The sequence below is a fragment of the Gimesia sp. genome, assembly GCF_040219335.1.
GTDB lineage: Bacteria > Planctomycetota > Planctomycetia > Planctomycetales > Planctomycetaceae > Gimesia.
On sequence record NZ_JAVJSQ010000026.1, the window covers coordinates 26663 to 52555 of the forward strand.

Annotated in this window: 23 protein-coding genes; 13 read left to right on the top strand and 10 right to left on the bottom strand. The window is 52.5% G+C overall.

Annotated elements, in window-relative coordinates; genetic code table 11:
- Window positions 1–17: 17 nt before the first annotated feature.
- The 7 genes from RID21_RS20105 to RID21_RS20135 all read left to right on the top strand — a co-directional run bounded on the left by RID21_RS20105 (window position 18) and on the right by RID21_RS20135 (window position 7298).
- Window positions 18–275 carry an acyl carrier protein gene (locus RID21_RS20105; protein ID WP_350191949.1) on the top strand — a complete coding sequence of 86 codons (258 nt, stop codon included), beginning with the start codon at window positions 18–20 and terminating at the stop codon, window positions 273–275.
- 18 nt (window positions 276–293) lie between these two features.
- On the top strand, window positions 294–1850 hold the full coding sequence (locus tag RID21_RS20110) for a class I adenylate-forming enzyme family protein (RefSeq protein ID WP_350191951.1): 1557 nt from the start codon (window positions 294–296) through the stop codon (window positions 1848–1850).
- A 91-nt stretch (window positions 1851–1941) separates the two neighbouring features.
- On the top strand, window positions 1942–2937 hold the full coding sequence (gene nadE / locus RID21_RS20115; protein WP_350191953.1) for an NAD(+) synthase: 996 nt from the start codon (window positions 1942–1944) through the stop codon (window positions 2935–2937).
- Between the two features lie 43 nt (window positions 2938–2980).
- Complete coding sequence (locus RID21_RS20120; protein ID WP_350191955.1) at window positions 2981–4030, top strand: polysaccharide deacetylase family protein; 1050 nt, start codon at window positions 2981–2983, stop codon at window positions 4028–4030.
- A gap of 298 nt (window positions 4031–4328) precedes the next feature.
- The gene (rpsD, locus tag RID21_RS20125) at window positions 4329–4934 is read left to right on the top strand and encodes a 30S ribosomal protein S4 (protein WP_145043061.1); all 606 of its coding nucleotides are present in this window, start codon (window positions 4329–4331) and stop codon (window positions 4932–4934) included.
- A gap of 207 nt (window positions 4935–5141) precedes the next feature.
- The gene (locus RID21_RS20130) at window positions 5142–5765 is read left to right on the top strand and encodes an adenylate kinase family protein (protein ID WP_350191957.1); all 624 of its coding nucleotides are present in this window, start codon (window positions 5142–5144) and stop codon (window positions 5763–5765) included.
- A 57-nt stretch (window positions 5766–5822) separates the two neighbouring features.
- Entirely contained in the window at window positions 5823–7298 is a 1476-nt protein-coding gene (locus RID21_RS20135; RefSeq protein ID WP_350191959.1) for a sulfatase family protein, read from the top strand.
- A gap of 15 nt (window positions 7299–7313) precedes the next feature.
- Here RID21_RS20135 and RID21_RS20140 read toward each other — a convergent pair whose 3' ends face one another.
- The 4 genes from RID21_RS20140 to RID21_RS20155 form a co-directional block, all read right to left on the bottom strand.
- The gene (locus RID21_RS20140) at window positions 7314–7871 is read right to left on the bottom strand and encodes a hypothetical protein (RefSeq protein WP_145190026.1); all 558 of its coding nucleotides are present in this window, start codon (window positions 7869–7871) and stop codon (window positions 7314–7316) included.
- A gap of 65 nt (window positions 7872–7936) precedes the next feature.
- On the bottom strand, window positions 7937–8680 hold the full coding sequence (locus RID21_RS20145) for an SDR family oxidoreductase (RefSeq protein ID WP_350191961.1): 744 nt from the start codon (window positions 8678–8680) through the stop codon (window positions 7937–7939).
- 189 nt (window positions 8681–8869) lie between these two features.
- A complete protein-coding gene (locus RID21_RS20150; RefSeq protein ID WP_350191963.1) occupies window positions 8870–9676 on the bottom strand; it encodes a tetratricopeptide repeat protein in 807 nt (268 codons plus the stop codon).
- Window positions 9677–9715: 39 nt separating this feature from the next.
- Complete coding sequence (locus RID21_RS20155; protein ID WP_350191965.1) at window positions 9716–10510, bottom strand: hypothetical protein; 795 nt, start codon at window positions 10508–10510, stop codon at window positions 9716–9718.
- Window positions 10511–10823: 313 nt separating this feature from the next.
- Between RID21_RS20155 and RID21_RS20160 the strand changes: the two genes are divergently transcribed.
- A complete protein-coding gene (locus tag RID21_RS20160; protein WP_350191967.1) occupies window positions 10824–12125 on the top strand; it encodes a carcinine hydrolase/isopenicillin-N N-acyltransferase family protein in 1302 nt (433 codons plus the stop codon).
- Window positions 12126–12154: 29 nt separating this feature from the next.
- The gene (locus RID21_RS20165; protein WP_350191969.1) at window positions 12155–12934 is read left to right on the top strand and encodes a BPL-N domain-containing protein; all 780 of its coding nucleotides are present in this window, start codon (window positions 12155–12157) and stop codon (window positions 12932–12934) included.
- Between the two features lie 30 nt (window positions 12935–12964).
- Here the strand turns inward: RID21_RS20165 and RID21_RS20170 are convergent, their stop codons facing one another.
- Complete coding sequence (locus RID21_RS20170) at window positions 12965–13621, bottom strand: hypothetical protein (RefSeq protein WP_350191971.1); 657 nt, start codon at window positions 13619–13621, stop codon at window positions 12965–12967.
- Between the two features lie 36 nt (window positions 13622–13657).
- Window positions 13658–14662: a 6-bladed beta-propeller gene (locus RID21_RS20175; protein WP_350191973.1), complete on the bottom strand. Its 1005-nt coding sequence runs from the start codon at window positions 14660–14662 to the stop codon at window positions 13658–13660.
- Between the two features lie 317 nt (window positions 14663–14979).
- Here RID21_RS20175 and RID21_RS20180 point away from each other — a divergent pair, with 317 nt between their 5' ends.
- Complete coding sequence (locus tag RID21_RS20180; RefSeq protein ID WP_350191975.1) at window positions 14980–16050, top strand: serine protease family protein; 1071 nt, start codon at window positions 14980–14982, stop codon at window positions 16048–16050.
- Window positions 16051–16184: 134 nt separating this feature from the next.
- Window positions 16185–16988, top strand: coding sequence for a GNAT family N-acetyltransferase (locus tag RID21_RS20185; RefSeq protein ID WP_350191977.1), 804 nt, complete (start codon window positions 16185–16187; stop codon window positions 16986–16988).
- Between the two features lie 22 nt (window positions 16989–17010).
- On the opposite strand, the gene RID21_RS20190 is transcribed toward RID21_RS20185, so the two are convergent.
- Window positions 17011–17655, bottom strand: coding sequence for a pentapeptide repeat-containing protein (locus RID21_RS20190; RefSeq protein ID WP_350191979.1), 645 nt, complete (start codon window positions 17653–17655; stop codon window positions 17011–17013).
- A 28-nt stretch (window positions 17656–17683) separates the two neighbouring features.
- Window positions 17684–18361, bottom strand: a complete 678-nt coding sequence (locus RID21_RS20195) for a hypothetical protein (protein ID WP_350191981.1) — start codon at window positions 18359–18361, stop codon at window positions 17684–17686.
- Between the two features lie 194 nt (window positions 18362–18555).
- Between RID21_RS20195 and RID21_RS20200 the strand changes: the two genes are divergently transcribed.
- Window positions 18556–19092, top strand: coding sequence for a hypothetical protein (locus RID21_RS20200; protein ID WP_350191983.1), 537 nt, complete (start codon window positions 18556–18558; stop codon window positions 19090–19092).
- Window positions 19093–19129: 37 nt separating this feature from the next.
- On the opposite strand, the gene RID21_RS20205 is transcribed toward RID21_RS20200, so the two are convergent.
- Both RID21_RS20205 and RID21_RS20210 read right to left on the bottom strand, forming a co-directional pair.
- Complete coding sequence (locus RID21_RS20205) at window positions 19130–20299, bottom strand: hypothetical protein (RefSeq protein WP_350191985.1); 1170 nt, start codon at window positions 20297–20299, stop codon at window positions 19130–19132.
- 376 nt (window positions 20300–20675) lie between these two features.
- Complete coding sequence (locus RID21_RS20210; RefSeq protein ID WP_350191987.1) at window positions 20676–21956, bottom strand: glucose-1-phosphate adenylyltransferase; 1281 nt, start codon at window positions 21954–21956, stop codon at window positions 20676–20678.
- Between the two features lie 336 nt (window positions 21957–22292).
- Here RID21_RS20210 and RID21_RS20215 point away from each other — a divergent pair, with 336 nt between their 5' ends.
- Window positions 22293–25640: a PVC-type heme-binding CxxCH protein gene (locus tag RID21_RS20215; RefSeq protein WP_350191989.1), complete on the top strand. Its 3348-nt coding sequence runs from the start codon at window positions 22293–22295 to the stop codon at window positions 25638–25640.
- Window positions 25641–25893: the final 253 nt, after the last annotated feature.

Sequence of the window (25893 nt, forward strand, 5' to 3'; positions counted from 1 at the left end):
GCTAAGAGGTTAATAACATGAATCCCATTCAATCAGAGATCCGTAACTTTGTCGCCGAAAACTTCCTGTTCGGAGAAGATCCGGAATCTTTGCAGAACGACGACTCATTCCTGGAAACAGGCATCATCGATTCCACAGGCGTGCTCGAACTGGTTGCCTTTATCGAAGACCAGTATCACGTTGAAGTCGATGACGATGAACTTGTCCCGGAAAACCTGGACTCCATCAATCGTCTGATCGATTTCATCGACTCCAAAATCAAAGAACTGGCCTAATTTCAAAGGAGCGGGCTGTTGTTACTACAATCATTTCTGGAACAGAGCGCCAGTCATCATCCTGACAAAGTCGCCTTGATCATCAATCAGTCGCGGTACACCTACCGGGAACTGGAACAGCAGAGCAACCGGCTGGCACATGCCCTGCTGGAACGGGGGCTGCAAAGAGGAGACCGGGTGGCCATCCATCTGGAAAACTCACTCGAAGCCGTCGTCGCGATCTTTGCGACCATCAAAGCGGGTGGTGTGTTCGTAATGGTCAATCCCACTACGAAAATCGATAAGCTGACCTACGTGCTCAACAACTGCCGGGCCAGCGTACTGATCATCCCCGGGAAGAAACGGACCTCGATCCTCGAACATTCCGATCTGCTGCCACACCTGAAAACCGTGGTGACCGTGGGTCCTGCCACCGGACATCCGGAGCAGTCCGATCTGCAGATGCCCCGCTTCGCCGAGTGGGATCAACTGCAGTCTGATTTCGCGGACCAGAATACCCCGCCACACATCCAGACGATCAGCATCGATCTGGCGGCCCTGGTCTACACCTCAGGCTCAACCGGAAATCCCAAGGGGGTCATGCTGACTCATTTAAACATGACTTCAGCCGCCCGCTCGATTACCACCTACCTGATGAATGTCCCCGAAGACATCATCCTCAATGTACTCCCGCTGTCGTTCGACTACGGTCTGTATCAGCTGCTGATGGCATTCCGCGTCGGTGCGACACTGGTTCTCGAAAAATCCTTTACCTATCCACATGCAGTGCTGCAGAAGATCATTGATGAAAAAGTGACCGGATTTCCGCTGGTCCCGACGATGTCTGCCATTCTGCTGAAAATGGATCTCTCCAAGTATGACTTCTCGCAGCTGCGCTATATCACCAACACCGGTGCCGCGCTGCCCACAGAGCATATCCTGACATTCCGCAAACGGCTGCCTCACCTGCAGATCTTCTCGATGTACGGTCTGACCGAGTGCAAGCGGGTTTCGTATCTGCCCCTCGATCAGGTCGATATCAGAACCGGTTCGGTGGGTATCGCCATGCCGGACACGGAAGTCTTCATCGTCGACGACGAAGGTCATCGCCTGCCCCCCGAACATGTCGGCGAACTGGTAGTACGTGGTGCCAATGTCATGAAAGGTTACTGGGAAGCCCCCGAACGTACCGCCGAACGTCTGAAAGCGGGAGAACTGCCGGGAGAAATGTTCCTGTATACCGGCGACCTGTTCCGCATGGACCGCGCAGGCTACCTGTACTTCGTAGGCCGACGAGATGACATCATTAAAAGTCGCGGTGAAAAAGTCAGCCCGAAGGAAGTGGAAAATGTACTGTTTGCCCATCCGGCAATTTCGGAAGCCGCCATCGTGGGTGATCCCGATCCAGTCCTGGGACAATCAATCCGTGCCATCGTCACCATGATGCCCGGAGAGGAACTGACCGAAAAAGAGGTCCTTTCCTACTGTCGCAAGCACCTGGAAGATTTCATGGTTCCACAGAAAGTGGAATTCCGTGACGAGCTTCCGAAATCACCCAACGGCAAAGTCGATAAAAAACAGCTGGCTCTGCCCTGATACGGCGATCCACAAAGCGATTTCATACACAATACATACTTATTACCAACGCCTGCTGAATCGTTCTCAGTGGGCAACAGGAGAACCATAAATGTCGACCACAACTTCCACCCGTACTTTCAGTCCTGCTTTGTTAGATCTCGATTGTGCTGCAGAAACCGAACGCATCGTCCGCTGGATGCAGGAAACTGTCCGCAAAGATATGCGTAAAAAAGGCGCCGTTCTGGGTCTTTCCGGAGGGATCGACAGCAGCGTCGTGACCGCACTTTGTGTCCACGCCTTCGGTTCTGACCGGGTGCTGGGAATCATGATGCCCGAACACGACACAAAAGACGAAAGCCTGATCTACGGCCAGTTACTCGCCGATCATTACCATGTCGAGTCACTCGTCGAAAACATCTCCCCCATGCTGCAGGGAGCGGGCTGTTACGAACGCCGTGATGCTGCTATCAAAAAGGTCATCCCGGAATACGAACCTCACTGGAAATCCAAAATCGTGCTGCCCGACCTGCTCCAGGAAGGGGGCTACCGTGTCTTTTCCGTAGTCGTGCAGACTCCGGACGGGGAACTGATCAAGAAACGACTCCCTCTCTCGGCCTATCAGACCATTGTCGCAGCAACGAACTTCAAACAGCGCTGTCGAAAAATGATGGAATACTATCATGCAGACCGCCTGAACTACGCAGTGCCGGGTACACCGAATCGCCTCGAATACGACCAAGGCTTCTTCGTCAAAAACGGCGATGGTGCTGCAGACCTGAAACCGATCGCGCACCTTTACAAGACGCAGGTCTATCAGCTGGCAGCTTACCTGAATGTTCCGGAACTGATCCAGATGCGTCCTCCGACTACCGACACCTATTCTCTGGAACAGTCCCAGGAAGAATTCTTCTTTGCCGTCTCTTACGACAAACTGGACTGCTGCCTGTATGGCTTAAACCACGGTTATTCCGCAGCCGAAGTGGCAGAAGGCATCGGACTGCCCGCTGAACAGGTTGCACTGGTTTACAGCGACATCGAATCAAAACGCAAAGCAGGTCATTACCTGCACATGTCACCACAATTGATTGAACGTGTCGCTAACTGAGACCGTTGCTGGAGAGGCAACTGTGATGGAAAGGATATGGGGTATGAGTAAAAAAGAACTGCTGGCCAGAGCGCTCGACTGGACAGGAATGAATCTGCTCGCGCGAAATACGCCAGTCTGGAATGGTCTGGTTGTTCTGAATTACCATCGAATTGGAGACAGGCAGAACTCACTGTTCGATCACGATCTCTGGAGTGCATCTGCAGAAGATTTTGAACAACAAGTGCGATTCCTGACTCTGAATTTCGATCTGATCCGCATTCAGGATCTGGACCATATCTGGAAAAGCCCGCGAGGACGATACGTCCTCATTACATTCGATGATGGATACCTCGATAATTATGAATGGGCCTTTCCCCTGCTCCGTGCCTACAATTCACCAGCCACGTTTTTCCTGACCACCGGCTTTCTGGACGAGCGCAAGATCGCCTGGTGGGACGAAATCTCCTGGATGGTTCGCAGCTCGTCACAGAGCAATTTGAAACTGGCCCCCTGGAGTGAGCAGCAACTCTCTCTGGAACCTACTCAGCAATGTCAGACGATTAAAATACTCTTACAGATCTACAAGGGGCTGTCCGGGGAACAGACAGAGGACTTTATGACTGCCCTCGCAGACGCGACCGGCACCGGTCGCTGTCCCGCAGAAATCGCAGATCGGGTCTGGATGGACTGGGACATGATCCGCGAAATGAGTGAAGCGGGCATGGATATCGGCGGTCATACCGTCAATCACCCCATCCTGGCCAATCATCCGGAAGAAACTCAGAAATTCGAAGTCCAACACTGCAAGCAGCGCATCGAAACCGAACTCAATCAGTCGATCTCGGCGTTCAGTTATCCCGTGGGTGCCCAAAATTCGTTTGACCATCTCACGCGCAACTGTCTGGAGGAATCCGGATATCGCTGGGGATTCAGCTATTACGGCGGTTACTCGTCCCTGGGTGAGCATGATCCCTGGGACCTGCCTCGCATCGCCATTGAATCCGAAAATCCCGCGGCCCTGTTCCGGTCGTCGGTCTCTTTCCCGCAGGTCTTCAGCCAGAAGAAGGTGTACACTAACACAGACACCAATCCTGCAGTCTCAGCCGAATAATTCGACTCAGGGGGACTGTTTCTGATATTTTCTCAGAATTTGTGATCCGTCTCCCCAGTTGGTTGACGATTCCTTAAGAATTTGCGATAACAACGGACCGCTTTGCAGGTTGTGGTACGCGCGACTACGTGCTGTTTCCCACAATTTCAACTGCTCTATCTGGTTTGATTTACCTGATATTCAGCCGCTAAGCTGTTATACAGGAATAGTTTATTTCGATCAAACCCTAATAATATTTCTTTGCCGTGTGTTACTGGAACCAAGCGGCAGCTGATGATTAATGTGGGAGAAAGACTGAATGGGTCGTTACACAGGACCAAAAGGACGGGTTAACCGCCGTTTAGGAGCTTTGGTTTTCGAAGACGCAGGTGCAACACGTGCACTGGACCAGCGGAGCATGCCGCCGGGAATGTCACAGCGTCGGCGGAAGCCCTCAAACTACGGTCTCGCATTAATCGAAAAGCAGAAGATCAAATTCTACTACGGTCTGCGTGAACGTCAGCTGCGTCGGTACTTCGACAAAGCCAAACGCACCAAAGGCAACACCGGGGAAGCTCTGCTGATCCTCTGCGAGCGTCGTCTCGACAATGTTGTCTGTCGGGCTGGATTTGCTCAGACTCGTCCGCAGGCGCGTCAGGGTATCGTTCACTCACACTTCCAGCTGAACGGCCAGACGGTTAACAAGCCTTCTATCTGGGTCAAACCAGGTGATGTTATTACCGTCCGCAACCGTCCCAACCTGAAGAAACTCTACGGCGAACTGGTTGAATCCGGTCGCCCCGGATGTGCCTGGTTGTCTCTGGACAAAAAAGAGCTGGCAGCAACCGTTGTCACAGCTCCCGGTTCAGAAGATGTCAGCCTGCCGGTTGACGTGGGTCAGGTCGTGGCGTTGATCTCTCGCTAAAGATCAATTCGAGTACAATTCAACACTCCGAAAAATCGTTCTGGTTTTTCGGAGTGTTTTTATTTACATTCGTTATAAAATCCCCTTCAGGGGTGAGAATTCTGTTGGAACACGTTATTGTGATTAACAGAATTGTTTTAATACTTGATGTACTACCCGCCGTGATCGCAACGACCTTCTACGGCCTTGAGAGAGAGAGGCATAACTATGGCAACGGACCGTCGAAAAGCCGTCCTGTTGTTTGGTGCTCCTGGAGTTGGTAAAGGAACTCAGGGGAGAATTTTAGGTCAGATCCCGGGCTTTTTCCATCTCTCCAGTGGAGACGTCTTTCGCTCGATCGATATCGAGTCTCCCGAAGGTCAGGAAATTTATAAATACAGTTCGCGCGGCGAACTGGTTCCTGATGAACTCAGTATCCGCATCTGGAAACAGGGACTCGATGCCCGGGCTACCCTCTCCATGTATAAGCCTCGTAAAGACATCCTCATCCTGGATGGAATTCCTCGAAATGTGGAACAGGCGAAAATCCTGGAACAATACATCGATGTACTCAAGGTGCTCCACTTAACCTGTAGTGACGAAGAAGAGATGATCCACCGCATCCGGCACCGCGCGATCCGCGAGAACCGGGCCGACGATGCCAACGAAAGTGTCATCCGTCGTCGCTTCGAAGTCTATCGTGAAGAATCAGCACAGGTTCTCAGCTGTTATCCAGAAGATATCGTCGCACACATCGATGCGATTGGTTCTCCTGCCGGCGTCTTACTCGCCTGCCTCGAACAGCTCGTCCCCGTGCAGGATGCTCACTTCCGGGGTGAACACACTTCCTGAGTCAGAAAGAATCGTACCCGCCAGTAAATAAATCAGATTAGACAGAAAGGCGCGCTCATGGCCGGTTTGAACTGGGGTTTTTCTTTACTGCGAACGAAACTCTCAAATACCGGCTGGGCCCTGCTGCTCTGCCTGATCACATTGCTGAGCCTGTCGCCCGCAAAAGCACAGGCGCGGCCGGCCCGCCAGCATCCGAACTTTGTGATCATCTTTACCGACGATCAGGGCTACCAGGATGTCGGCGTCTTCGGCTCCCCGAACATTAAAACTCCCAATCTTGACCAGATGGCCCAGGAGGGAGTTCGCTTTACCGACTTCTACGCTGCCCAGGCCGTCTGTTCCGCCTCACGGGTTGCCCTGCTCACCGGATGTTATCCCAATCGCGTCGGCATTCGCGGCGCACTGGGACCACAGTCCAAGATCGGCATCAACTCAGAAGAAACCACAATCGCGGAAGTCGTCAAGCCACAAGGCTACGCCACCGCAATCTACGGCAAATGGCACCTGGGACATCTCCCCGAATTCCTGCCAACCCGCCACGGCTTCGACGAGTATTTCGGACTCCCCTACTCAAACGATATGTGGCCGTTCCACCCGACAGCGGGAAAGCGGTTCCCTGACCTGCCCCTGATCGAAAATGAAACCGTCATCAACCCCAAAGTGACCGGCAAAGAACAGGCTCAGCTCACGACCTGGTACACGGAACGTGCCGTCTCGTTTATCAACAAACACCATGACCAGCCCTTCTTCCTGTACGTCCCGCAGTCCATGCCTCACGTGCCCCTGTATGTCAGCGACAAGTTCAAAGGCAAATCAGAACAGGGCCTGTATGGCGACGTGATCATGGAAATCGACTGGTCCGTCGGCCAGATCCGTCAGGCACTCAAAGAAAACGGCATCGCAGAAAACACCCTGGTGATCTTCACCTCCGATAACGGTCCCTGGCTCTCCTATGGAGACCATGCTGGCTCGGCGCTCCCCCTGCGGGAAGGTAAAGGCACCGCCTGGGATGGCGGCCAACGCGAACCCTGCATCATGGCCTGGCCCGGACAGATTCCGGCAGGCACTGTCTGTCACGAGATGGCAATGACCATCGATCTTCTGCCCACCATCGCCTACCTCTCCGGCGGCAAGGTGCCTCAAGACCGCATCATCGACGGCAAAAACATCTGGCCCCTCATGAGTGGAGAATCAGGAGCTAAATCCCCCCACGAGGTGCTCTACTTCTACTGGGGCGATCACCTGAATGCGGTTCGCAGCGGCAAATGGAAACTGCACTTCCCGCATCCTTACCGCAGCCTGAAAGACAAACCCGGCTCCGGCGGTACACCCGGCCCCTACATTCAGAAGAAAACCGGCCTGGCACTCTATAACCTGAAAGACGACATCAGCGAAAGCAAAAACGTCGCTGATCAGCATCCTGAAGTCGTCAAACGCCTCACTGCTCTGGGAGAACAGGCCCGCGAAGACCTCGGCGACTCCGGCACAAAACGCAAAGGCAAAAACAACCGCCAGCCCGGCCGGGTTGATTGAAGATAGTTCCAGAGATCATTTCAGATCTTTGGCGTGAGGAAAATACTCTCGATAGAGATCGGTCAGCTCTTTCTGATCGCTGCTCCACAATGGACGATACACCTCACCCCGATAACCGGTCCAGACATAGCCGGGCCGAAACGCTTTGCAATACTTTGGTCTCCCCAGTTGCTCATAGCGTGCTTCAGTGAAGACGCATTCAAGCCCCAGCCTACTCTCTCCCGGATCTCCCAACGGTTCCAGCCAGTCTTCCAGTTCCCATCCACCAATAAAAGTGGCCTCCCAGGCCACACGTGCAAACTGAAAATCAGGTCCCTGCTGCAAATGACGATAGAGCCTCACCCCAGCCTCTGTACATTCAATTGCATCTGTGACCGTTCTCACTGCACAGTCACTTAATTGCCGAGACCATAAGCTGCAGGCATACACGCCCTCAATATCTTCTGGCGAAAACTGCCAGTGGGTCGTTTTACCCGTCTGTAGCTCAAAGGTGAGCCCTTCGAAATGGGACTTGATCTCCCCTAGTTCTTCCGGCGTGTGGCACTCGACGTAAAGATCAAAGATGATGGCCAAAAATCAGTTCCGCAATCGATAAAGATATGTCACCAAGATGACACTTGAATTAACTAAGAGAAATCTTAATTTTCAGACATCTCGGCTTCAATCACATTTTTCGCGAAGCTCTCGTAAGCAGCTCCCATCTCTTTCGCCAGCGAATCAGGAAAGACATGAAACTCACCAGCTTGTAAAGCAGCAACCACTCCATCGGCCACCAGTTCCGGAGGCTCGGCGATTTCATCAAAGCCGGCAGTATGCCCCATATCCGTGGCGATCGGTCCCGGATGCACGCTGACGACCAGGGTCCCCTGCTCCTTCAACTGGTCTTTCAAACCCTGAGTAACCGCATACGCAGCAGCCTTGGAGGCACAGTAAGTCGTGAATTCAGGAAATGTTTTTATGGATGCTACGGAATTCAGCTGCACCAGCGCGCCGCCCCCATTGGCTTTCAGTACCGGAGCGAATGCCTGTGCGACACGGATCAAACCGTAAACGTTGGCATTCATTTCGAATTCAAGTGATTCCAGTGCATTCTCAGACAGAGCGGAAGCCGTTTTCAACACCCCCGCATTATTCACGACCAGTGAGACATCACTGGCAGTCTGGGCCGCAGTCTTGATCGTTTCCGGTTTCGTCAGATCCAGCTCCAGGGGAACCACCTTATCCCCATATGCCTCGGTCAACCCGGAAACCGAAGCCGGATCACGCACCGCAGCATAGACTTTCGCCGCACCAGCTTTCAGTAATGCTTCCAGAATCGCTTTCCCAATCCCCCGATTCGCACCGGTTACCAGTCCCACCTGACCACTGATCTCATAGCCCATCTCAGATCCCTTTTTTAAAACAGAAATTTCTCCCACTGGCATCACCAGCAGTCGTCCAGGAGCGTCACACGCATTCTACGCCGCGGTTTCGCTGAGACAAGACTTGAGTTCGAGGACAGGAAGATTGCTGTATCGTACATGAAATATCTCATATAGGACTGCATCGACAGTTAGAAGTCCGTTCCCCCCTCACTTCCAGAACTGCCACCACTTCTTTGTCAGTCGGCGTTCACAGCGCTTGCAGATCGTCAGCGGCCGGCCTTCTACGGTAATCATCACTCCCTGCTCATAGTCCTTCCCACAGATGGCGCAGCTCGACAGATCGGGGCCCGTCGTTTCGACCGATTCGAAGTCTTCTACCATCGGTCCGCCCTGACGCAGGTGCGCGATATACTTCAACTCGCTGAGTGCGATTTCGCTTTCGGGGTCCAGTTCCAGCGAAGCATGAAAGGCGGCTTCCGCATCATCCAGTTTCCCCATTTCAATCAATACGAATCCCCGCCCGCGACGTGCCATTGCCAGTTCAGCCTGACTGACATGCGGTCCGGTCTCCACCACCTGATCATACAATGCGAGGGCCCCCTCTTTATTCCCGAGGTGAATCAGCGCCTGCGCCTTCTCGAACAGAAACTTCGGATTCTCCGGCTCCAGGCTGCGCCCCTTGTCGAGATACTCTATCGCCTGGGCATACTGCTGCTGTTTCACACACAGGAACCCCAGGTAGTAATAAGCCCGCGGATAGGCATTCCCGATCCACTTCACCGCCCGCTCCGTTCCCTGGTCCTGCATCCAGCTCACGTATTGCATGAACTCATTCATGCTCCAGAACTTGATCGCCACTCCCTCCCCGTCTGCCTCTTCATTTTCATAGGTCTCCGGCGTATTGGCAATCACTTCCTGAAGCAGCCGCTCCCCCTGTTGCAGCTTACCCGCCGTCAACGCTTCCAGAGCCGCTTCAACTTTAGTCACGTCCTCTATTTCGACTTCACTTGCCACTGGCTCAGCCTCAATTCATGCTAAGTAAAAACACATTACTCATTGTATTGGATTATGACTGTGATCGACGGACATCCACACCGCCAGATCACGAAATGTCTGTAATTCGGGCGGTAAGGGATCGGAATGGTGATGGTACAGGCAATACAACTTCCAGCACGCATAGAGAGAAACACACGGCGCTAATAGATAAAGAATGTTGGCTGTGGCAATTGAAAGCGGGATACCAATTAGAAATCCCAGTACAGCCAGCAGACACCCCGACAGGAACAGGGAATCCCATTTTCTGGAAATGTCGGGAATCTTCTGCCTGTTACGCCAGCAGAGTTCACTCCAGAATTGATCCAGAGTATCTCCTCGAAAGGCGTCAATGATTCTGGTCGAAGGTGTGATCTGACAGGCAGTTGGAACAAGCAGGTTCGACAACTCAGTAATCCCGTAAAAAGCGCCAGCAGGTCCACACTCACGATCGATCACCTGCACAGGTTGAAATGAGATATAGGTTGTACGTTCTGCAATAAAATCGACCAGTTTCCGGAATGTCAGATACTGTCCTACCTGCTCAACCCATTCTGCCTCGGTTCGATAATGTGAGCCGACACCAAATAGTTGTTCCCACACCTCAGGGGCACAGTTAATCTGAAAGACTCGTTCAAAACGAAATCTGAAATCGGTGAAATCAATATCGTCCCAGACTTTGACTGCTTTAAAATACAGATCAATTCTGAGATCAATATCTTGGACCGGATCAGGTGCTTCATCATCATCCAGACCGTACATATCCACCAGCAGCTCTGCGATAAGTGGCATAATCTCTTTTTCAGTATATCGCATTTCCTGCATCACCGTCCCCTTTCCGGATGCAACACTGTAATGACAGCGAACACAGCTGTTTTCCTGCCTCCAGCATAAGACATCTGCATCCTACCTGACAGAATATCTTTCCTTTTCCTCTCCGAATCTTCATTTTTTGTTTTCCTGCTGGGAATGACATTGCACAATATGAAGATTTGATGCAGGTTTCGTGCAGGCACCTCTGCTGACTTGAGGTTCTCAAAACCGAAACCCAAAATGTCCTCAGAATTTAGATTCTGGACGGAATCATCTTTAAGAGACTTCTGGTTCTTCATAGAAGGTCTGACACGACATGGCTCGAAACGTGACTTCACTGCTGCGAATGCTACTGCTGCTGGTTCTGATTTCAGGAACATGGTCTGCTTCCTCCCGCGCCTGCACGACCGCTGTCATCAGTGGCAAAGCAACCGCTGACGGCCGACCACTGCTCTGGAAAAACCGGGACACCTCAAATATCCATAATGAAGTGGTCCTCTTCAAAGAGGGTCCGCTCCGCGCCATCGCCGTGGTCAATGCAGGCAGCCGAAAATCCGCATTCATGGGCGTCAACGAAGCCGGCTTCTGCCTGGAAAACTCGTTGAGCAAAGATCTCGGTACTCCCGGTAAAAAGTCTGGCATGGGCAATGGACGTTTCATCAAACATGCCCTGGAAACCTGTGAAACAGTCGAGGACTTCCGCAAACTGCTCGACGAAACCAACAAAACGGGCCGTCGCACTGTTGCCAACTTTGGTGTCATTGATGCCCGGGGTGGAGCTGCTCTCTTCGAAACCGGACCCGACAGCTACGCAATGTTTGACGCCAACGATCCCCAGACAGCCCCCAACGGCTACATCGTACGCTCAAACTTCGCCACCACCGCCCAGGGACTGCCGGCCCTTCCCGAGCAGCGTCATCTGGGAAAGATTTACTCCGCCGAACGCTATTCCCAGGCGTGCTCCCGACTCGAACAACAGCGGGGAGCTGGCATCACCGTGGAGTACCTGCTCCGCAACCTGACACGCGACCTGTCCAACCAGCAAGGCACTCCTCACCCCGGCACCGTCAACGGTACCCAGGGAAAGCTGCCTGAAATCATCCAGACCGCAAACACCATCAGCCGATCCACCACCGTGTCTGCAGCCGTCTTTCATGGCGTCAAACCCGGAGAAAATCCCGGCCTGACAACCATGTGGACCATTCTGGGCAATCCCAGTTTTTCACTGGCCGTTCCCTGTTGGGTCGATATGAAACAGGTCGCGGACCCGCTGGAAGATCGCAAGGGAGCCGAGTTGGGAGAGATCGCGATTTCCCTGCGTGCCTGGAGTAAATCAGCCGAGGGTGACGGCATCGACACCCAGGCCCTCCCCGGTATCTGGGAAGACCTCTGGAAAACAGAAGACAAAATCCTCAAGCTCACGCAAGTTTTTCAGACCAGCCGCAGACAGCACGGCTATTCACAAGGGGCCGTCACCCGCTTTCATCAGAAGATGGCGACACTCGCCATGCAGGCGATGCAACAGGAACTGCAGGAAATGAAGCAGGCCGCGATCGACCTGCCTGCTCCTCCGCCTCCCCGGTTCGCACCGGTCAAGAAAACAATCGTGATCCCCTGAACCATCTGACGAAACCAAGGATAGCTTCCATGCGTTCTACTATTAAATTCCGTTGTGCGAATTTCTTCATCCTGTGTCTGGCCTGTCTGCCGATCACAGTTCAGGCAGAAGAACAGACAGCTGAAACGAAACTGGTTCGTGTTGCCGTGTTTGACTATCCGGACAAGGAATCAAACGGCCCGCGTAATCTGAAACAGTTCCTCACGCCGGCCAATGGTTTCAAGTATCAGGTCGTCCGGCCTGCCAAAATTCGCAGCGGCGTACTCAAAGACTTCGACGTCCTCATCATGCCCGGCGGCAGTGGCAGTAAACAGTCGAAAGCCCTGGCACCAGAAGGTCGCAAAGCCGTCCGCCAGTTTGTCCAGAACGGCGGTGGTTATGTGGGGATCTGCGCCGGGGCCTACCTCGCCTCATCGCATTACCAATGGTCGCTGGGAGTGATCAATGCCCGCGTCTGGGATCGTCAGCACTGGGCCCGCGGCGCTGAAACCGTTGAAATCGGTCTGACACCCGCCGGACAACAGGTCCTCGCCCGCGGTCCGAAAAGTTACAAAGTACGCTACCAGAACGGGCCACTGCTGGTCCCCGACAACCAGCAGCACCTCCCGGGCTACGAAGTTCTGGCGCGTTTCGAAACTGAAGTCGCCCGCAACGGCGCCCCCGCCGGTGCAATGGTGGGCACTCATGCCATCATCCGTTCCAAATACGGTGCCGGCCGTGTGATCTGTTACAGTCCTCACCCGGAAGCTCAGGATGGTCCGAAATCACTGGTCGCCTCTGGAGTCTACTGGGCAGCCCAGGTGGACTGAACGATTCCCCCGCTCAGCTAAAGTGAGACTTCATAAATCCCAGCGGGAATACCAGACCCGATTCTGCACAGGATCCAGCAGCAGGATCTCTCCATTGTTCCAGGAGTTCTTTGCCCGCTGTCGTGCGGCGTAGCGAACCTCTGGAGAATCCAACAGGCTTTCTATCTGCGACGCTTCGATCGGGCCCGCAGCTTCAGTTTCCAGAACGGGAGCACTCATCTCCGAGACCCCGAATCCAAATAACCGGGGAATCTCAGCTGGCACCGGTCCCTGTTGCCAGTCAGTTTCTCCCCACGGGGTAGGTTGCTTTAACCAGTGTAATATGGTCTCCGCATCGGTATCGAAGACCAGGTAGTATTCACCATCCCCCAGGAATTCGAGCCTCACTTCACCCGCAGAGACAACCCGGGCCAACCCCGGCCAGTCGAAACCGGTATAGTGCTTAAAGTCACTTTCCGGGTCGTTCACTTCAGAGTAGTGTGGCTCTTGTGAAAATTTCGCAGGAGGCAACAGGAACAGAGCCGCCAGCAACCCCACAGGCACGCCCACAAACAGGACCGCCAGCACTAACAACAGGATGACATACCGCTTTCGCAGAGGGATGTCCGGATCCGCGGAGGCGTCCACATCACTGGGAACATCTTTAGTATCACCAGCAATACGAAACTCCTCCGGAATCCCATTCATCGACAGACTCCTGTTGAGGCAGGATCAGCTCTTCCCTTACTTCACCCGCACCAGCTTCATCAGTCGGCCGGAAACGTTCCAGTCCTGCACGTAGAGATTGCCCTCTTTGTCCCAGTAGGAACCGTGAGTACCGCTGAAGATGCCTTCGCGCCACTGATCCTGAGGGACGTTGAAGTTGCGATGTGTTTTCGGATCTTCGTTGTTACCCAGTACGGCGATGATGGTGTTGGTCTTGTCCAGAATGACCAGCCGGCCGTGCAGGTCCGGAACCGAAACGTAATCTCCCTGGATCGCGACTGAAGTCGGCATGCCCAGTCCGGTGATTACTTCTTCGATGTAGTTCCCATCCAGATCATAATGCACCAGGCGGCCCTTGGGCTGATGGTTACGGTCGCAGATCAACAGGCGGGGCGGATTGTATCGCGTATCCAACGTCATCCCGTGTGCAGTGTTGAATTCCTTCAAGCCGTTCCCCTTCTTACCGAAGTGGGATTTGTATTTACCATCTTTATCAAACTTGAAGATGTAATTACTGGCGTAACCGTCTGAGAGAATAATGTCTCCATTGGGGGCGACGGTAATCGCGGTCGGGGCAAACTTCTTGAGGTTCAGTTCGGACTCTTTCGGGAAAGGCAGTTTGAGAACGATGTCTCCCGTCTCGGCGTGAAACTTGATCCCTTCCCCGGCCACGTTGCGGGCACCGTAAATGAATTCCCCTTCGGGCTCATCCCGGATTTCGATATCGTGAATGTTAGAGTACTCATCTCCCAGAAAACGGCGTACCACTTTCCCGTCGGGCGAGAAGACGAACACGCCCAGCCTGGCACTCGTGTAGATATTTCCCTCTTTGTCGACAACCACGCCGCCATGGGTGGGTCCCAAAACGGAACGCCCCTGTTCGTCAAACCCCCAGCCGGGCACCGTATCAAAAGTCATGATACCGCTGCCCATCCGTACCGGTTCGACCTTCTCCGCCGCCATCACCGGCACTGCCAGACAACAGACCACAGCTACCGCAATTGAACGCAAGCACTTCTTCATCATCCGGATTCCTGTCCATAAAATATTCAGATTAATAAGTCAGTCGAAATAAGACGTTCCCCTGTTCAGAGGCGAACCATTCCAGTATCCGCGGACCATCAATTGATTGCAACCTGCACATCAAAAAACCTGCATACGTGACATTCCCACGCGTCAGGCAACGCGTCAAACAACTGTTATTTAACAAGTTAGAACTTTTCTCATTTTTCCTGTAACAGTTTTTCCCAATTCACGCTGAGTAAGTCAGACAGGCATGGGACCTGTCAAACAAAAAAACACAATCGTGGAATCTGATACGAAACCAAGGGAACAGGACAATGAAACGCTTCACACTCAGTTTGGTGATATTGGGCATGGTTATGGGAACAATGGCTCTGGACGTTTACGCCGGTGGTAGAGGACGCTCAGGTGGTAACTTTGGCAAATCCCGCGGTAACTTCTCTGGTTCAAAAAGAAACTTCCAGTCGTCTTCTTCAAAGAGAAACTTCCAGTCATCTTCGTTCAAGAAAAAGTTCAACTCGCCGAGCATGAAGTCGACTCCCAAATTCAATCACAATTTTTCCAACAAACAAATCAACCACAACAAGTTTTCTAACGTGCATTCGAAAAATACGCACTTCAAGCCGCATACCAACATGAAACAGATTCAGCCCATCAAGAAAGTGCATTCTGGTTTCAATCATAAGAAACCGGGCAGTGGCTTTACACGCCCCAACCAGAAGCCCTTCAATGGCAAGAACACACTGAAGCCCAAGCCATTCCCCAAACCCATCGATCCCGGATTCGGTAATGGCCAATCTGGCAAGAAACCTTTCGATAACATCAAACCTCGTCCCCGTCCCAGTAAACCGTTCCCCGGCAAACCAATTCTCCCTAAACCAGGTAAAGGACATGGACCGCATGGCGGAAAGCTCGCTGGTAAACATCATGGTCACCACAATGGACACCATCACGGTCACAACCACTGGCACAACCATCGTCCTCGCTTCTCCTGGTGGTGGTACAACTACTGCACACCACTGCGAAACTGCGTGCCCGGCAACTACCAGTACTGCAACTACGTGTATCCAACTTGTGACTATGTCGCCCCCAGCGGAGTGGTTGTGGAAGACGTTCGCTGGTTCCTCGGTTTGAAAGGAATGATGCTGCCCGGCAAAGGGATTGGTGTGGAAACAGTCGCAGAAAATTCACCTGCCGCTGCTGTTGGCCTGCAACCGGGAATGGTGATCACGAAGTGTAACGGTGTTGTCATCACCGACAACGAAGTCTTCGGCCAGGTCATCGCTCAGTCAGGTGGCGTACTGGAAATGGAACTGCTGGAATCCATCGAAGGCGAGCCCCTCCAGGCAACCGTTCAGATGACCCAGTTGCCCGCAGCCAGCTTCTAGGAGTAAGCAATACATGACACTGCAGGCAACCCGTAAAACGTCCGATGAGGTGTGAACCTTGTCGGGCGTTTTTTTGTCTTGTACGATTAGTCGCGAACTTCTTTCAACAGCTCAACTTCCGGGACCGACACTCCATGCTTCGTGAACTAACCGCCTCAGATCAACAGCTCATTCTGGACTATACTTACCAGCACGAACTGGAAAACATGTTCGTGATCGGCAGCTTTGAATTCTCTGACAATCCCTTCGAGTTCAACACTTATTTGGGCTATTTCGAAAATGATGTAATGACGGGGCTGGGCGTCTACTTTGGCCTCTGGGATGACATCACACTGCACGCTGAGAGTTCCACTGTCATCGATACCTTTGTCGATGAGTTCGTGAAACAGAACCGGCCTGTGAAATATGTCGTCGCCTTCCAGCGGCATGCACTCCCGACCCTCGACCGTCTCCAGCAGCATGGCATCACCCCCATCAAAGTTCGGGAGCAGACCCTGTACCTGCTGGAGCAGGAGAATTTCCATGACTGTTCTACAGGAGCAGAAGTCCAGGGGACGTCAGGCGACATAGACGGCATCATTCGCCTGGGAAACATCATGGATGATCAGCCCCCAGACAGAGTGGTGCCTGAAAACGAGCGGGCGCGCATTGTCCCCGAGTATGAATGGCTACTGAAACAGGCAGGTGAGATCATCGCTAAAGCCAATGTACACGGGCTATCTCGACACTACGCCCAGGTAGGCGGCGTGATGACACATCCCGCCCATCAGGGAAAAGGCTACGCGAAACAGACCGTCAGCGCCACCTGCAGACACTGGTTCGCCCGGGGCAAACAACTCACCCTGTTCGTCAACAACGATAACACCCCCGCCATTCGAGCCTACACCAGACTCGGATTCCAGCCAATCGGGGAATACATTCATGCAGAATTTGCTTGAAGTATCCGATCAGCGCGGTTCATCAACTGTCTGGGAATTCACCTGTTTTCAACATGCGCAGCTGAAAACAGGCATTGTTGAACTCTGCTCCTTCCAGCCGGGCCCCTTGAAAAGAAGTGTCGCTCAGCACGCTTCCGACAAACCTGGCACCGCGTAAATCGGTATAAGAGAAGTCAGAGCCCTTTAGCTCCGAGTCCCAGAAATCAGCACCTCGCAGTGACGCCCGCTGAAACGAGAGCTTCACATAAGCGTTGCGGAGCACCAGACCATTCAGAGTACAACCCGCCAGTATTCCACTTTCGTCGGTCTCAATCCGGCTGCCATTGAAAACACGTTCTCCCGCCTGATAACGTTCCAGCAACTCTTCTGCGGAGCGGGCCGGTCGAATGCGACGCTGGGCAATCTCATAGGCAGTCAGCAGTCGCGAGGCGATCACCTTGTCCCTCTCAGGATCAGGCGGACTGATCCACAGCGAGTTTTCCTGAATTCGCAGCAGATGCTCTGCAACGCGCCGTTCATCCGCCCCTCTCTTGAGTAATTGGAGAAGCACAACATCGTACCTGGAATACTCACTGAAGGCGGCTTCATCTGCATTCACACCCAGCGGGTCCCACTCACGAAACAAAATGTCATGCACCAGACGAACCAGATGAGAGTCAACGTTCATGATGGTTCTCTAAATACAGGAGCAGGAACTATTCAGAATATTTATACTTCAGAATCCCACGACGGATTAACTCATCGATACTTTTCACCAATCTACCGTCTGTCAATCGCACGAGATCTTCATTGTCATTGATTGGTAAAAAGTCTCTGTTCGAACTCAGAATTCTCTGATTGTGAATATGCACCAGTTTTTCAAAAGGAACTTTGGGATAGTATGCATTTTCACCTCCCGGATCTGAATAACACATAAATCGACCGTTACTGGTTGTGATATCACCAGGAGGGTCTGAAATAAATGTAAAAATAAAATTGGGCCGCCGTGTTACACGACCGTCATGATAATCAATAATAAAAGATACTGCTGAATTTCCATTCTTATGACGTGAAAGCAAACAGACTCCCGTTTGTCTTAGTTCTTTTAAACTGGAACCAGAGATGACACCAGACAGAAGGGGATCCACAAAGTCATACCTGAATAACAGGTTCAGTTCTTCAGAAATTGCAGCACGATATTTTTCAGGTACCTGATTCAACTCAATTTGATTAGTTCGAACAGAGCGAAAGACGGGAAAGGGTTTTCTATTCAGTCGCTTTAAATTGAGCTTAAGCAAAATCCAGTAAATAACAGCTTTGGGAATATTCGGATGCCACATTCCAATATATTCTCGCAAACAATATCGCTCGTAGTGCTGTTCATAAAAATGCATTCGATTTGTTTCCCAGACAGAATTTACTACTATCTGATTACCGCCGTCATTCAAACCAGGTCTTACAGTTTATCATAATCAGAAAAATCACTGTCTCCAGTTGAAAATCATCTCTCCAATGAATCGGTTATATTTCATCAATTGCTGAAATTCCTCAAAAAAAAGACTAACGCCACATTCCTTCACTTCCTGACATGCACAATCTCATCATCGACACCCCACTGGGGGAAATCAATTTTTTCGTCTTTGGCGTCACACCAGGGGTGCAGGTGCAGCTTGATCAGGTGCCGCTCTCACCCCGGTTGCCGGCTGGGATGTCGCTAGAAAACTGCCTCGGTATTCTGCTGCATATTAACTGTCGCGAACCGGTAGAAGACCTGATTTTCGAATGCCGACTGCGGGGCCATGAGTACAACTCCTGCTCTTATGAAGGGGGCCAGCATCTGTTTGCAATGTCTTGGGAGAATGCTCAGACGCAGCTTATGATCGGCACTGAAGATGAAGAGTCCCTCAATGCCCGTCTGCCGGAAGATCAGAAATATGAATTCTGCCCGCTGGGACATGACGAAAAAGGGATCTCGCTGACACTGCCTGACCTGGAAAAAGGGAGCCGATGCAGTTTCCACTTCATTGTCGCCTGGCAGGATTTCCCCGCAGCAGATTCGGGAGCCTGCTGGTACGCCGTCGACGTCAGACACGCGGATCTTTGGAAAGCGTTCAACCATTCTTGAACTCAGAGAGACTTATTAAGAATGAATCGCCCAACGACTACTGCACCTTGCCTCCCTGCTCAAAAAAGACGTCTAATACAATTTTCATCTGCTCCCTCTGAGCGGCAGAGACTGTAAACTTCTGCCCCGGAACGCTCGCGTGATGGACTGTCACATTATCCGATGAGATGATATCCCGCAGCAGTTTCAACTGCTGCTGATTCACAGGCGCGTCATACCATTTCCAGCCTTGGCTGGCTCTTTTCAATTTGATTTCCCACTTAGCGAATCCCGTTTCTTCCAGTTGCAACAGACCAGCTTCATTGAGAAATGCAGGAGTTCTGTGAGATACAACCGATTTTCTGACGATCTCCTGCTGCTCTGGCGTGAGCCCCGTGTAAAGAGCTCGAATCGCCTTTCGCGATTGATCTGTCAGTTGCCTCGAATTTCGGCCTGAGATACTCGCTGGATTCGCCAACTGTTCCTGACGACGCAGGAGACGCTGATGGTTTTGTTCGACTCGCATCAGCTCGGCATTGATCCGTTCCATCGCGGCAATCTGTTTTAATCGCTCTTTATTCCGTTCCTGGTATGCTTTGTCGGTCCGCTTTTCATCGAATTTAAAATCTTTGAATTCGCGCTCATACGCTTCTTCTGCAACCCGGAATTCCTCTTTGATTTTCCGCTGACCTTCTTCAGACAGCAACAGTTGCAGTTCAACCTGAATCGGCTCCCACTCCGGACTTTTCGATCGCCGAAAAATACTCGGTTTGTGATCTCTGTCAAAGCCACCCTCGGTCTCGAAAGCAGTTTGACCATCTTCGGTCGCGATGATGAATGTTCCGCCGACTGTCTTACCTGGAAGTAATTGAGCCATTCTCAGATGGAGTTGAGCGGGACGTGAATTCGTTTCCGTAAAGTAGAGCTGGAAATTATCCGGAGCAAAAATCGTAGCCGGAGATTCCCGATGGCTGACTTTGACCACAGGCAGCAGCTCGGAATCGAGACCTGGAGTTTTCCTCAATTTCAGTCTGAGTGCCGCTTCATCTGAGATCGCAGGCAGCACGACGGAGATTCGATTCCATCGATTTTCCTCCCGTCGGATAATGCCCAGTTTCAACTCATCCTGACTGGTGATCCGACTGAGTTTCTTATCTCCCGCGCGGGGAGCACGCAGGTGGCTTCCGTTGACTATATGAATCAGATCATTTTCCTGAAGTCCTGCCATCGAGGCTCGTGATTTGTCCGCAACGGTCCTCACAATCAAAGCATTACTGGTGCGTGACGGAAAAATTGGAATCGGCTGATTCGATTCACGAAGCGACTTGATATATTCAAAGACTTCAACTGTCTCAAACCCCATCTCGTACTGTTTAACAGGCGGTTGTGCTTGAACCTGAGACGACAGCAGAAACAAAACCACAAAACCACAAAGCACTCTCATCCGATCGACCTCGATTCAACAGATAGCCCAAAGCGAGTGAAATCTAACCTTAAATCCACACTCGCCCACCATATGATCGCATGAACACAAAATCAACCCAGGCATAAAAAAACAGTCCCTGAGGACTGCTTTTTTATTTTCTGTTTCCACAGTGGCGGCTTTACAGCTTCCACCCCTCCTCTAAAACGGTGCCCTTCGGTACGACAATAATGCCGTCGCGAATCATCACATCGCTCTGGTCAAAGTCAGTCTCAGTATGACCGTTGAGTTCAATGCGGGCGCCTTTGCCGACGCGGCAGTTCTTGTCCACAATCGCGCCGTCAATATAGGCACCATCACCAATGCCGATCGGCGGACGGTCGTCCTGATCCAGTTCTTTACACTGGTCCTGGTAGTAGTCGGCCCCCATAATGACCGAGTTGCGAATGGTCACATTCTTACCAATCCGACACCGCAGGCCAATGACGCTGTTTTCAATCACAGAGCCTTCATCAATCTCACAACCATCGGCGATCAGGCTGCGGGTGATCTGTGTTCCTTCGCAGCGCGTCGGGGGCAGGAAGCGGGGACGTGAGTAAATCGGCGCCTTCTCCACGACGAAATCAAATGGCGGCTGGGGATGGGCCAGAGCCAGGTTCGCTTCGTAGAAAGAACGGATCGTCCCGATATCTTCCCAGTAACCGTCGAACAGGTGCGCGTGCACTTTGTGAGTCCGGATGGACATCGGAAAGATTTCTTTACCGAAATCTTCGTAATCGGTCGCCTTCAACAGATCAACGAGCAGATCGCGATTGAACAGATAAATGCCCATGCTGGCCAGGCAGTCCCGACCACGGCTTTCGATGCCCTGCTGATCAATCCACTCGGGAGAAGTCCGCACCATCGACAGGTCTTCTTCGGTCTGTGGTTTTTCCAGGAAGCCTTTCACGCGGCCCGTGTCATCAACCCGCATGATCCCAAACGCCGAGGCCTGTTCGCTGGAGAGTGGCACCGTCGCGATCGAAACGTCGGCCTTGGACTCGATATGATTGGTCAACATTTCCGAATAGTCCATGCGATACAACTGATCGCCGGAGAGAATCAGCACGTAATCGATGTCCGACTGTTCGATACAGCGGATGTTCTTACGGACTGCATCTGCTGTTCCCTGGTACCAGTCGGTTCCTTCCATCGTCTGCTGGGCTGCCAGAATTTCGACAAAACCGCCGCCGAAGGAATCAAATTTATATGTCTGTCGGATGTGACGGTGCAGACTGACCGAGTTAAACTGCGTGAGCAGATAGATACGATTCAGTTCACTGTTGATACAGTTTGAGATCGGAATATCGATCAAGCGATACTTGCCGGCCAGGGGAACAGCGGGTTTGGAACGGAGCTGTGTAAGTGGAAACAGACGAGTTCCTTTGCCCCCTCCCAGGATGAGGCTGACAACATTTTTCATGGATTAACCTGATTCTAGTGCGTTGCGCACACTCTAGACGAATGACACTCTCTTTTATAAGCAAACTTAATGAACGGCTTGCCTCTCAGTGACACTGTATTGTATTTAGTTCATGTTACTGAGATTCTACCCTGCAAACCAGTTGAGAATGAACTGTACTCTCACAGCTCTGGAAAAATTCCGATTCGGGTTCAAATCTGTATTGATCAGCGAATATAGGAGAAACTCAGTCTGTGAACCGCTTCTACAGGCGGTTAAGATAGTAGTGATTTTCCGACCTGAATTCATACAAATTTCATCCGCAGCATCCCGCCGCTCACCCCAAGGAGTGTTACTTTGTTTCCTGCCCACTGTCTGCAACTCCCGTTTCGTTTACGTCTCCTGCTGGCCTGTTCGGTCAGTCTGATTCCCTTTCTGAACCCTCACAAAGCTTTCAGCGAGACACCCTATACACCTGCGATTGCCGAGGCATCGCAGGAAGGGGAACAGGCAATTTCGGGCTTTCGCGTTCCTGAAGGAATGCATGTCAGCCTGTTTGCTGCGGAACCGCTGATGGCCAATCCGGTCGCCTTCTGCATTGATGAACAGGGACGTTTTTACGTAGCAGAAACCTACCGGCAGTCTAAGGGTGTGGAAGACAACCGGAGTCATATGGACTGGTTGCATGATGACCTCTCCGCAGAAACCGTGGCCGACCGCGTCGCTTACTTCAAGAAGCATCTCAAGGAAAACGTCAAAGACTACACGCTCGAACACGATCGGATCCGCCTGGTCGAGGATCGGGATCACGACGGCAAAGCCGACCATGCCAGCGTCTTCGCGGACGGCTTCAATAACATTGAAGACGGCACCGGGGCCGGCGTACTGGCCCGCGGTGGATACGTCTATTACACGTGCATTCCCCATCTCTGGCGTCTCAAAGACACGGCCGGTGAAGGGAAAGCCACCCTGCGGGAAAAACTGAGCAGCGGTTACGGGGTCAGGGTCGCCTTCCGCGGACACGACCTGCACGGACTCAAGCTCGGTCCCGACGGTCGGCTCTACTTCAGCATCGGCGACCGGGGTTACAATATCAAAACCAAAGAAGGCAAACACCTGTTTCGCCCTGATACGGGAGCCGTCTTCCGCTGCAACCTGGACGGGACCGAGCTCGAAGAATTCGCTTATGGTCTGCGTAACCCGCAGGAACTGGCGTTTGACGATTACGGCAACCTGTTCACGGGCGACAACAACTCAGATAGCGGCGACAAGGCCCGCTGGGTCTATGTTGTCGAAGGGGGAGATACCGGCTGGCGGATGTACTACCAGTACCTGGCCGACCGTGGCCCTTTCAATCGGGAAAAGATCTGGCACCCCGCTCACGAAGGTCAGCCGGCTTACATGGTTCCCCCGATCGTAAATTTGTCTGACGGTCCTTCCGGACTGGTCCACTACCCGGGAGTGGGTCTCTCTGATCGTTATAAAGGTCACTTCTTCCTGGCCGACTTTCGGGGTACGCCCTCACGCAGCGGTATCCGTTCGTTTGCCGTCAAACCGAAGGGAGCTTCATTTGAGCTGACCGACTCCCACGAATTTATCTGGCAGATCCTGGCGACCGACGTCGACTTTGGCTATGACGGCAGTATGTATGTCTCTGACTGGGTCAACGGCTGGAACGGACTGGGCAAAGGCCGCATCTATCAGTTCACTGATACCAAACATGCAGGGGAAGCGAAAAAAGTTCACTCTGCAGAACTCATGAAAGCAGGCTTTTCAGAACGTTCCACTGAGGAACTGGTCGGTCTGCTCGCGCATCCGGATCAGCGAATCCGCATGGAAGCCCAGTTTGCCCTGGTCAATCGGAGTGCCCTGGACTCTCTACAGAAGGTTGCCCTGAATGGGAAAGATCTGTTTGCCCGCCTGCATGCCATCTGGGGCATCGGACAGTTGGGGCGTCAGACAAGTTCTGCAGTCGCCGGCATTCAAAGTCTGCTCAACGATCAGGACAGCGAAGTCAGAGCTCAGGCTGCCAAAGTGATCGGGGAAGCCGGATTTACTTCTGCAACTCCGACCCTGATTGAACTGCTCAAAGATTCGAATGCCCGCGTACAATACTTCGCTGCAGTTGCCCTGGGGCACTTTAAGTCACAGGCGGCTGTTCCTGCATTGTTCGAGTTGCTCAAACAGAATAACAATGCCGACCCGATGCTGCGTCACTCGGCGATTCTGGCACTGTCCCGCATCGGGGCTGCAGACCAGTTAGTTGCCGCGGCCAACAACGAATCGGCGGCAGTTCGCCTGGCTGCGATTGTCGCTCTGCGTCGTCTGCAGCGTAAGGAAGTTGGTCTGTTCCTGCAGGATTCCGATCCCCAGGTCGTGCTCGAAGCGGCCCGGGCGATTAACGATGCTCCCATTCCGGCAGCGGTACCAGATCTCGCAGCTGTTTCCCTGAGTCATGATATGGCTGATCCCCTACTCCGCCGGGTGATGAATGCGAACTTCCGACTGGGAGGTGCTGAAAACGCTGCCCTCGTGGCAAAGATCGCCGCCGATAAAAATGTCCCTGAAACGCTCCGCCTGGAAGCGATTCAAGAACTGAGCCAGTGGAATGAGCCGGAGCCCCTGGATCGGGTTCTTGGACGCTGGCAGCCCATCGAAAACCGGCAACCGGTCGAACTGGCGGAAATCGTCGGTCCCATCGTCCCCAACCTGTTCAGCAGCTCGGAGAAGATCAAGGAAGCAGGCACCGGACTGGCAGCGAAATATGGTATCAAGGAAGCCGCCCCCATGCTGGCTAAAATGGTGGAAGATGCGAAACGTCCCGTTGATGTGCGCGTCGCATCGCTCAAGGCTCTGGACAAACTCGGCTACCCGGGAATCTCAGAGATCGCGAAAACCGCAATACGGGACAAGCATGCCGCATTGAGGGTCGCAGGTCGCAATGTACTGGCTCGCCACGAACCAGAAGCCGCCCTGCAGCCCCTGGAACAGGCCATTGAATCGGGACAAACGTCAGAAAAACAGGGCGCCATCGCCACCCTGGCTGAAATGCAGATCCCGGAAGCGACTACCATCCTGACCAAATGGATGCAGCGACTGGTCATGCAGGAGGTTCCCGCGGAAATCCAACTGGATCTGCTCAAGGCAGCCGCACAGAAGAAATCTCCCGAACTGGACCGACTCCGTGATCAGTTTGAAGCACAGCGTCCCGAAGGAGATGCGTTAGCGAACTATCTCGAATCGCTGTCCGGCGGAAATGCCGCCCGGGGACGTGAAATCTTTTTTGGTCGTAGCGACACATCCTGTCGGCGCTGCCATCAAATCCGCAATAACGGCGGCGAAGTCGGCCCCGATCTTTCGGGAATCGGCCGTGATAAAGACCGCCGTTATCTGCTCGAAGCAATCGTCGCACCGAACAAAGCGATCGCGAAAGGATTCGAAACTGCCGTGCTGGCTTTGCTGGACGGCAAGGTGGTCGTCGGTATCATCCGCAATGAAACCGATGATACCCTGGAGGTTATGGATGCCAAAGGGACCGTGATTCGTGTTCCCAAGGACGAAATCGACGAACGGGCGACCGGGAAATCGGCAATGCCTGAAGAAATCGTCAAGCAGCTCAGTAAAGACGATCTGCGGGACCTCGTTGAATTTCTCATTCAACAGAAACAGAAACCAAAAGGTCCATCGGCTAAGCACGAAGGCTGATCTGGTTGTTTTTGAAGAATATTATTTCTAAAATCGGCTCCTTGTTTTACAAAGGGTAGCCGGTTAAAATGAGAACATACGAAACAGAGAAACAAGCCTCTGTCATGTTGATTCAAAATCGTGAGTTGACCCTACAAATATTTCTAGGGGGACCCACGAGATTCGGCCGCGTGTAAATCCGGTATATCCGGCTCACACAACCCGAGTTATCAGGTTCCCACTTTGCAATCACGGGTTCTAATAACACCCGCGA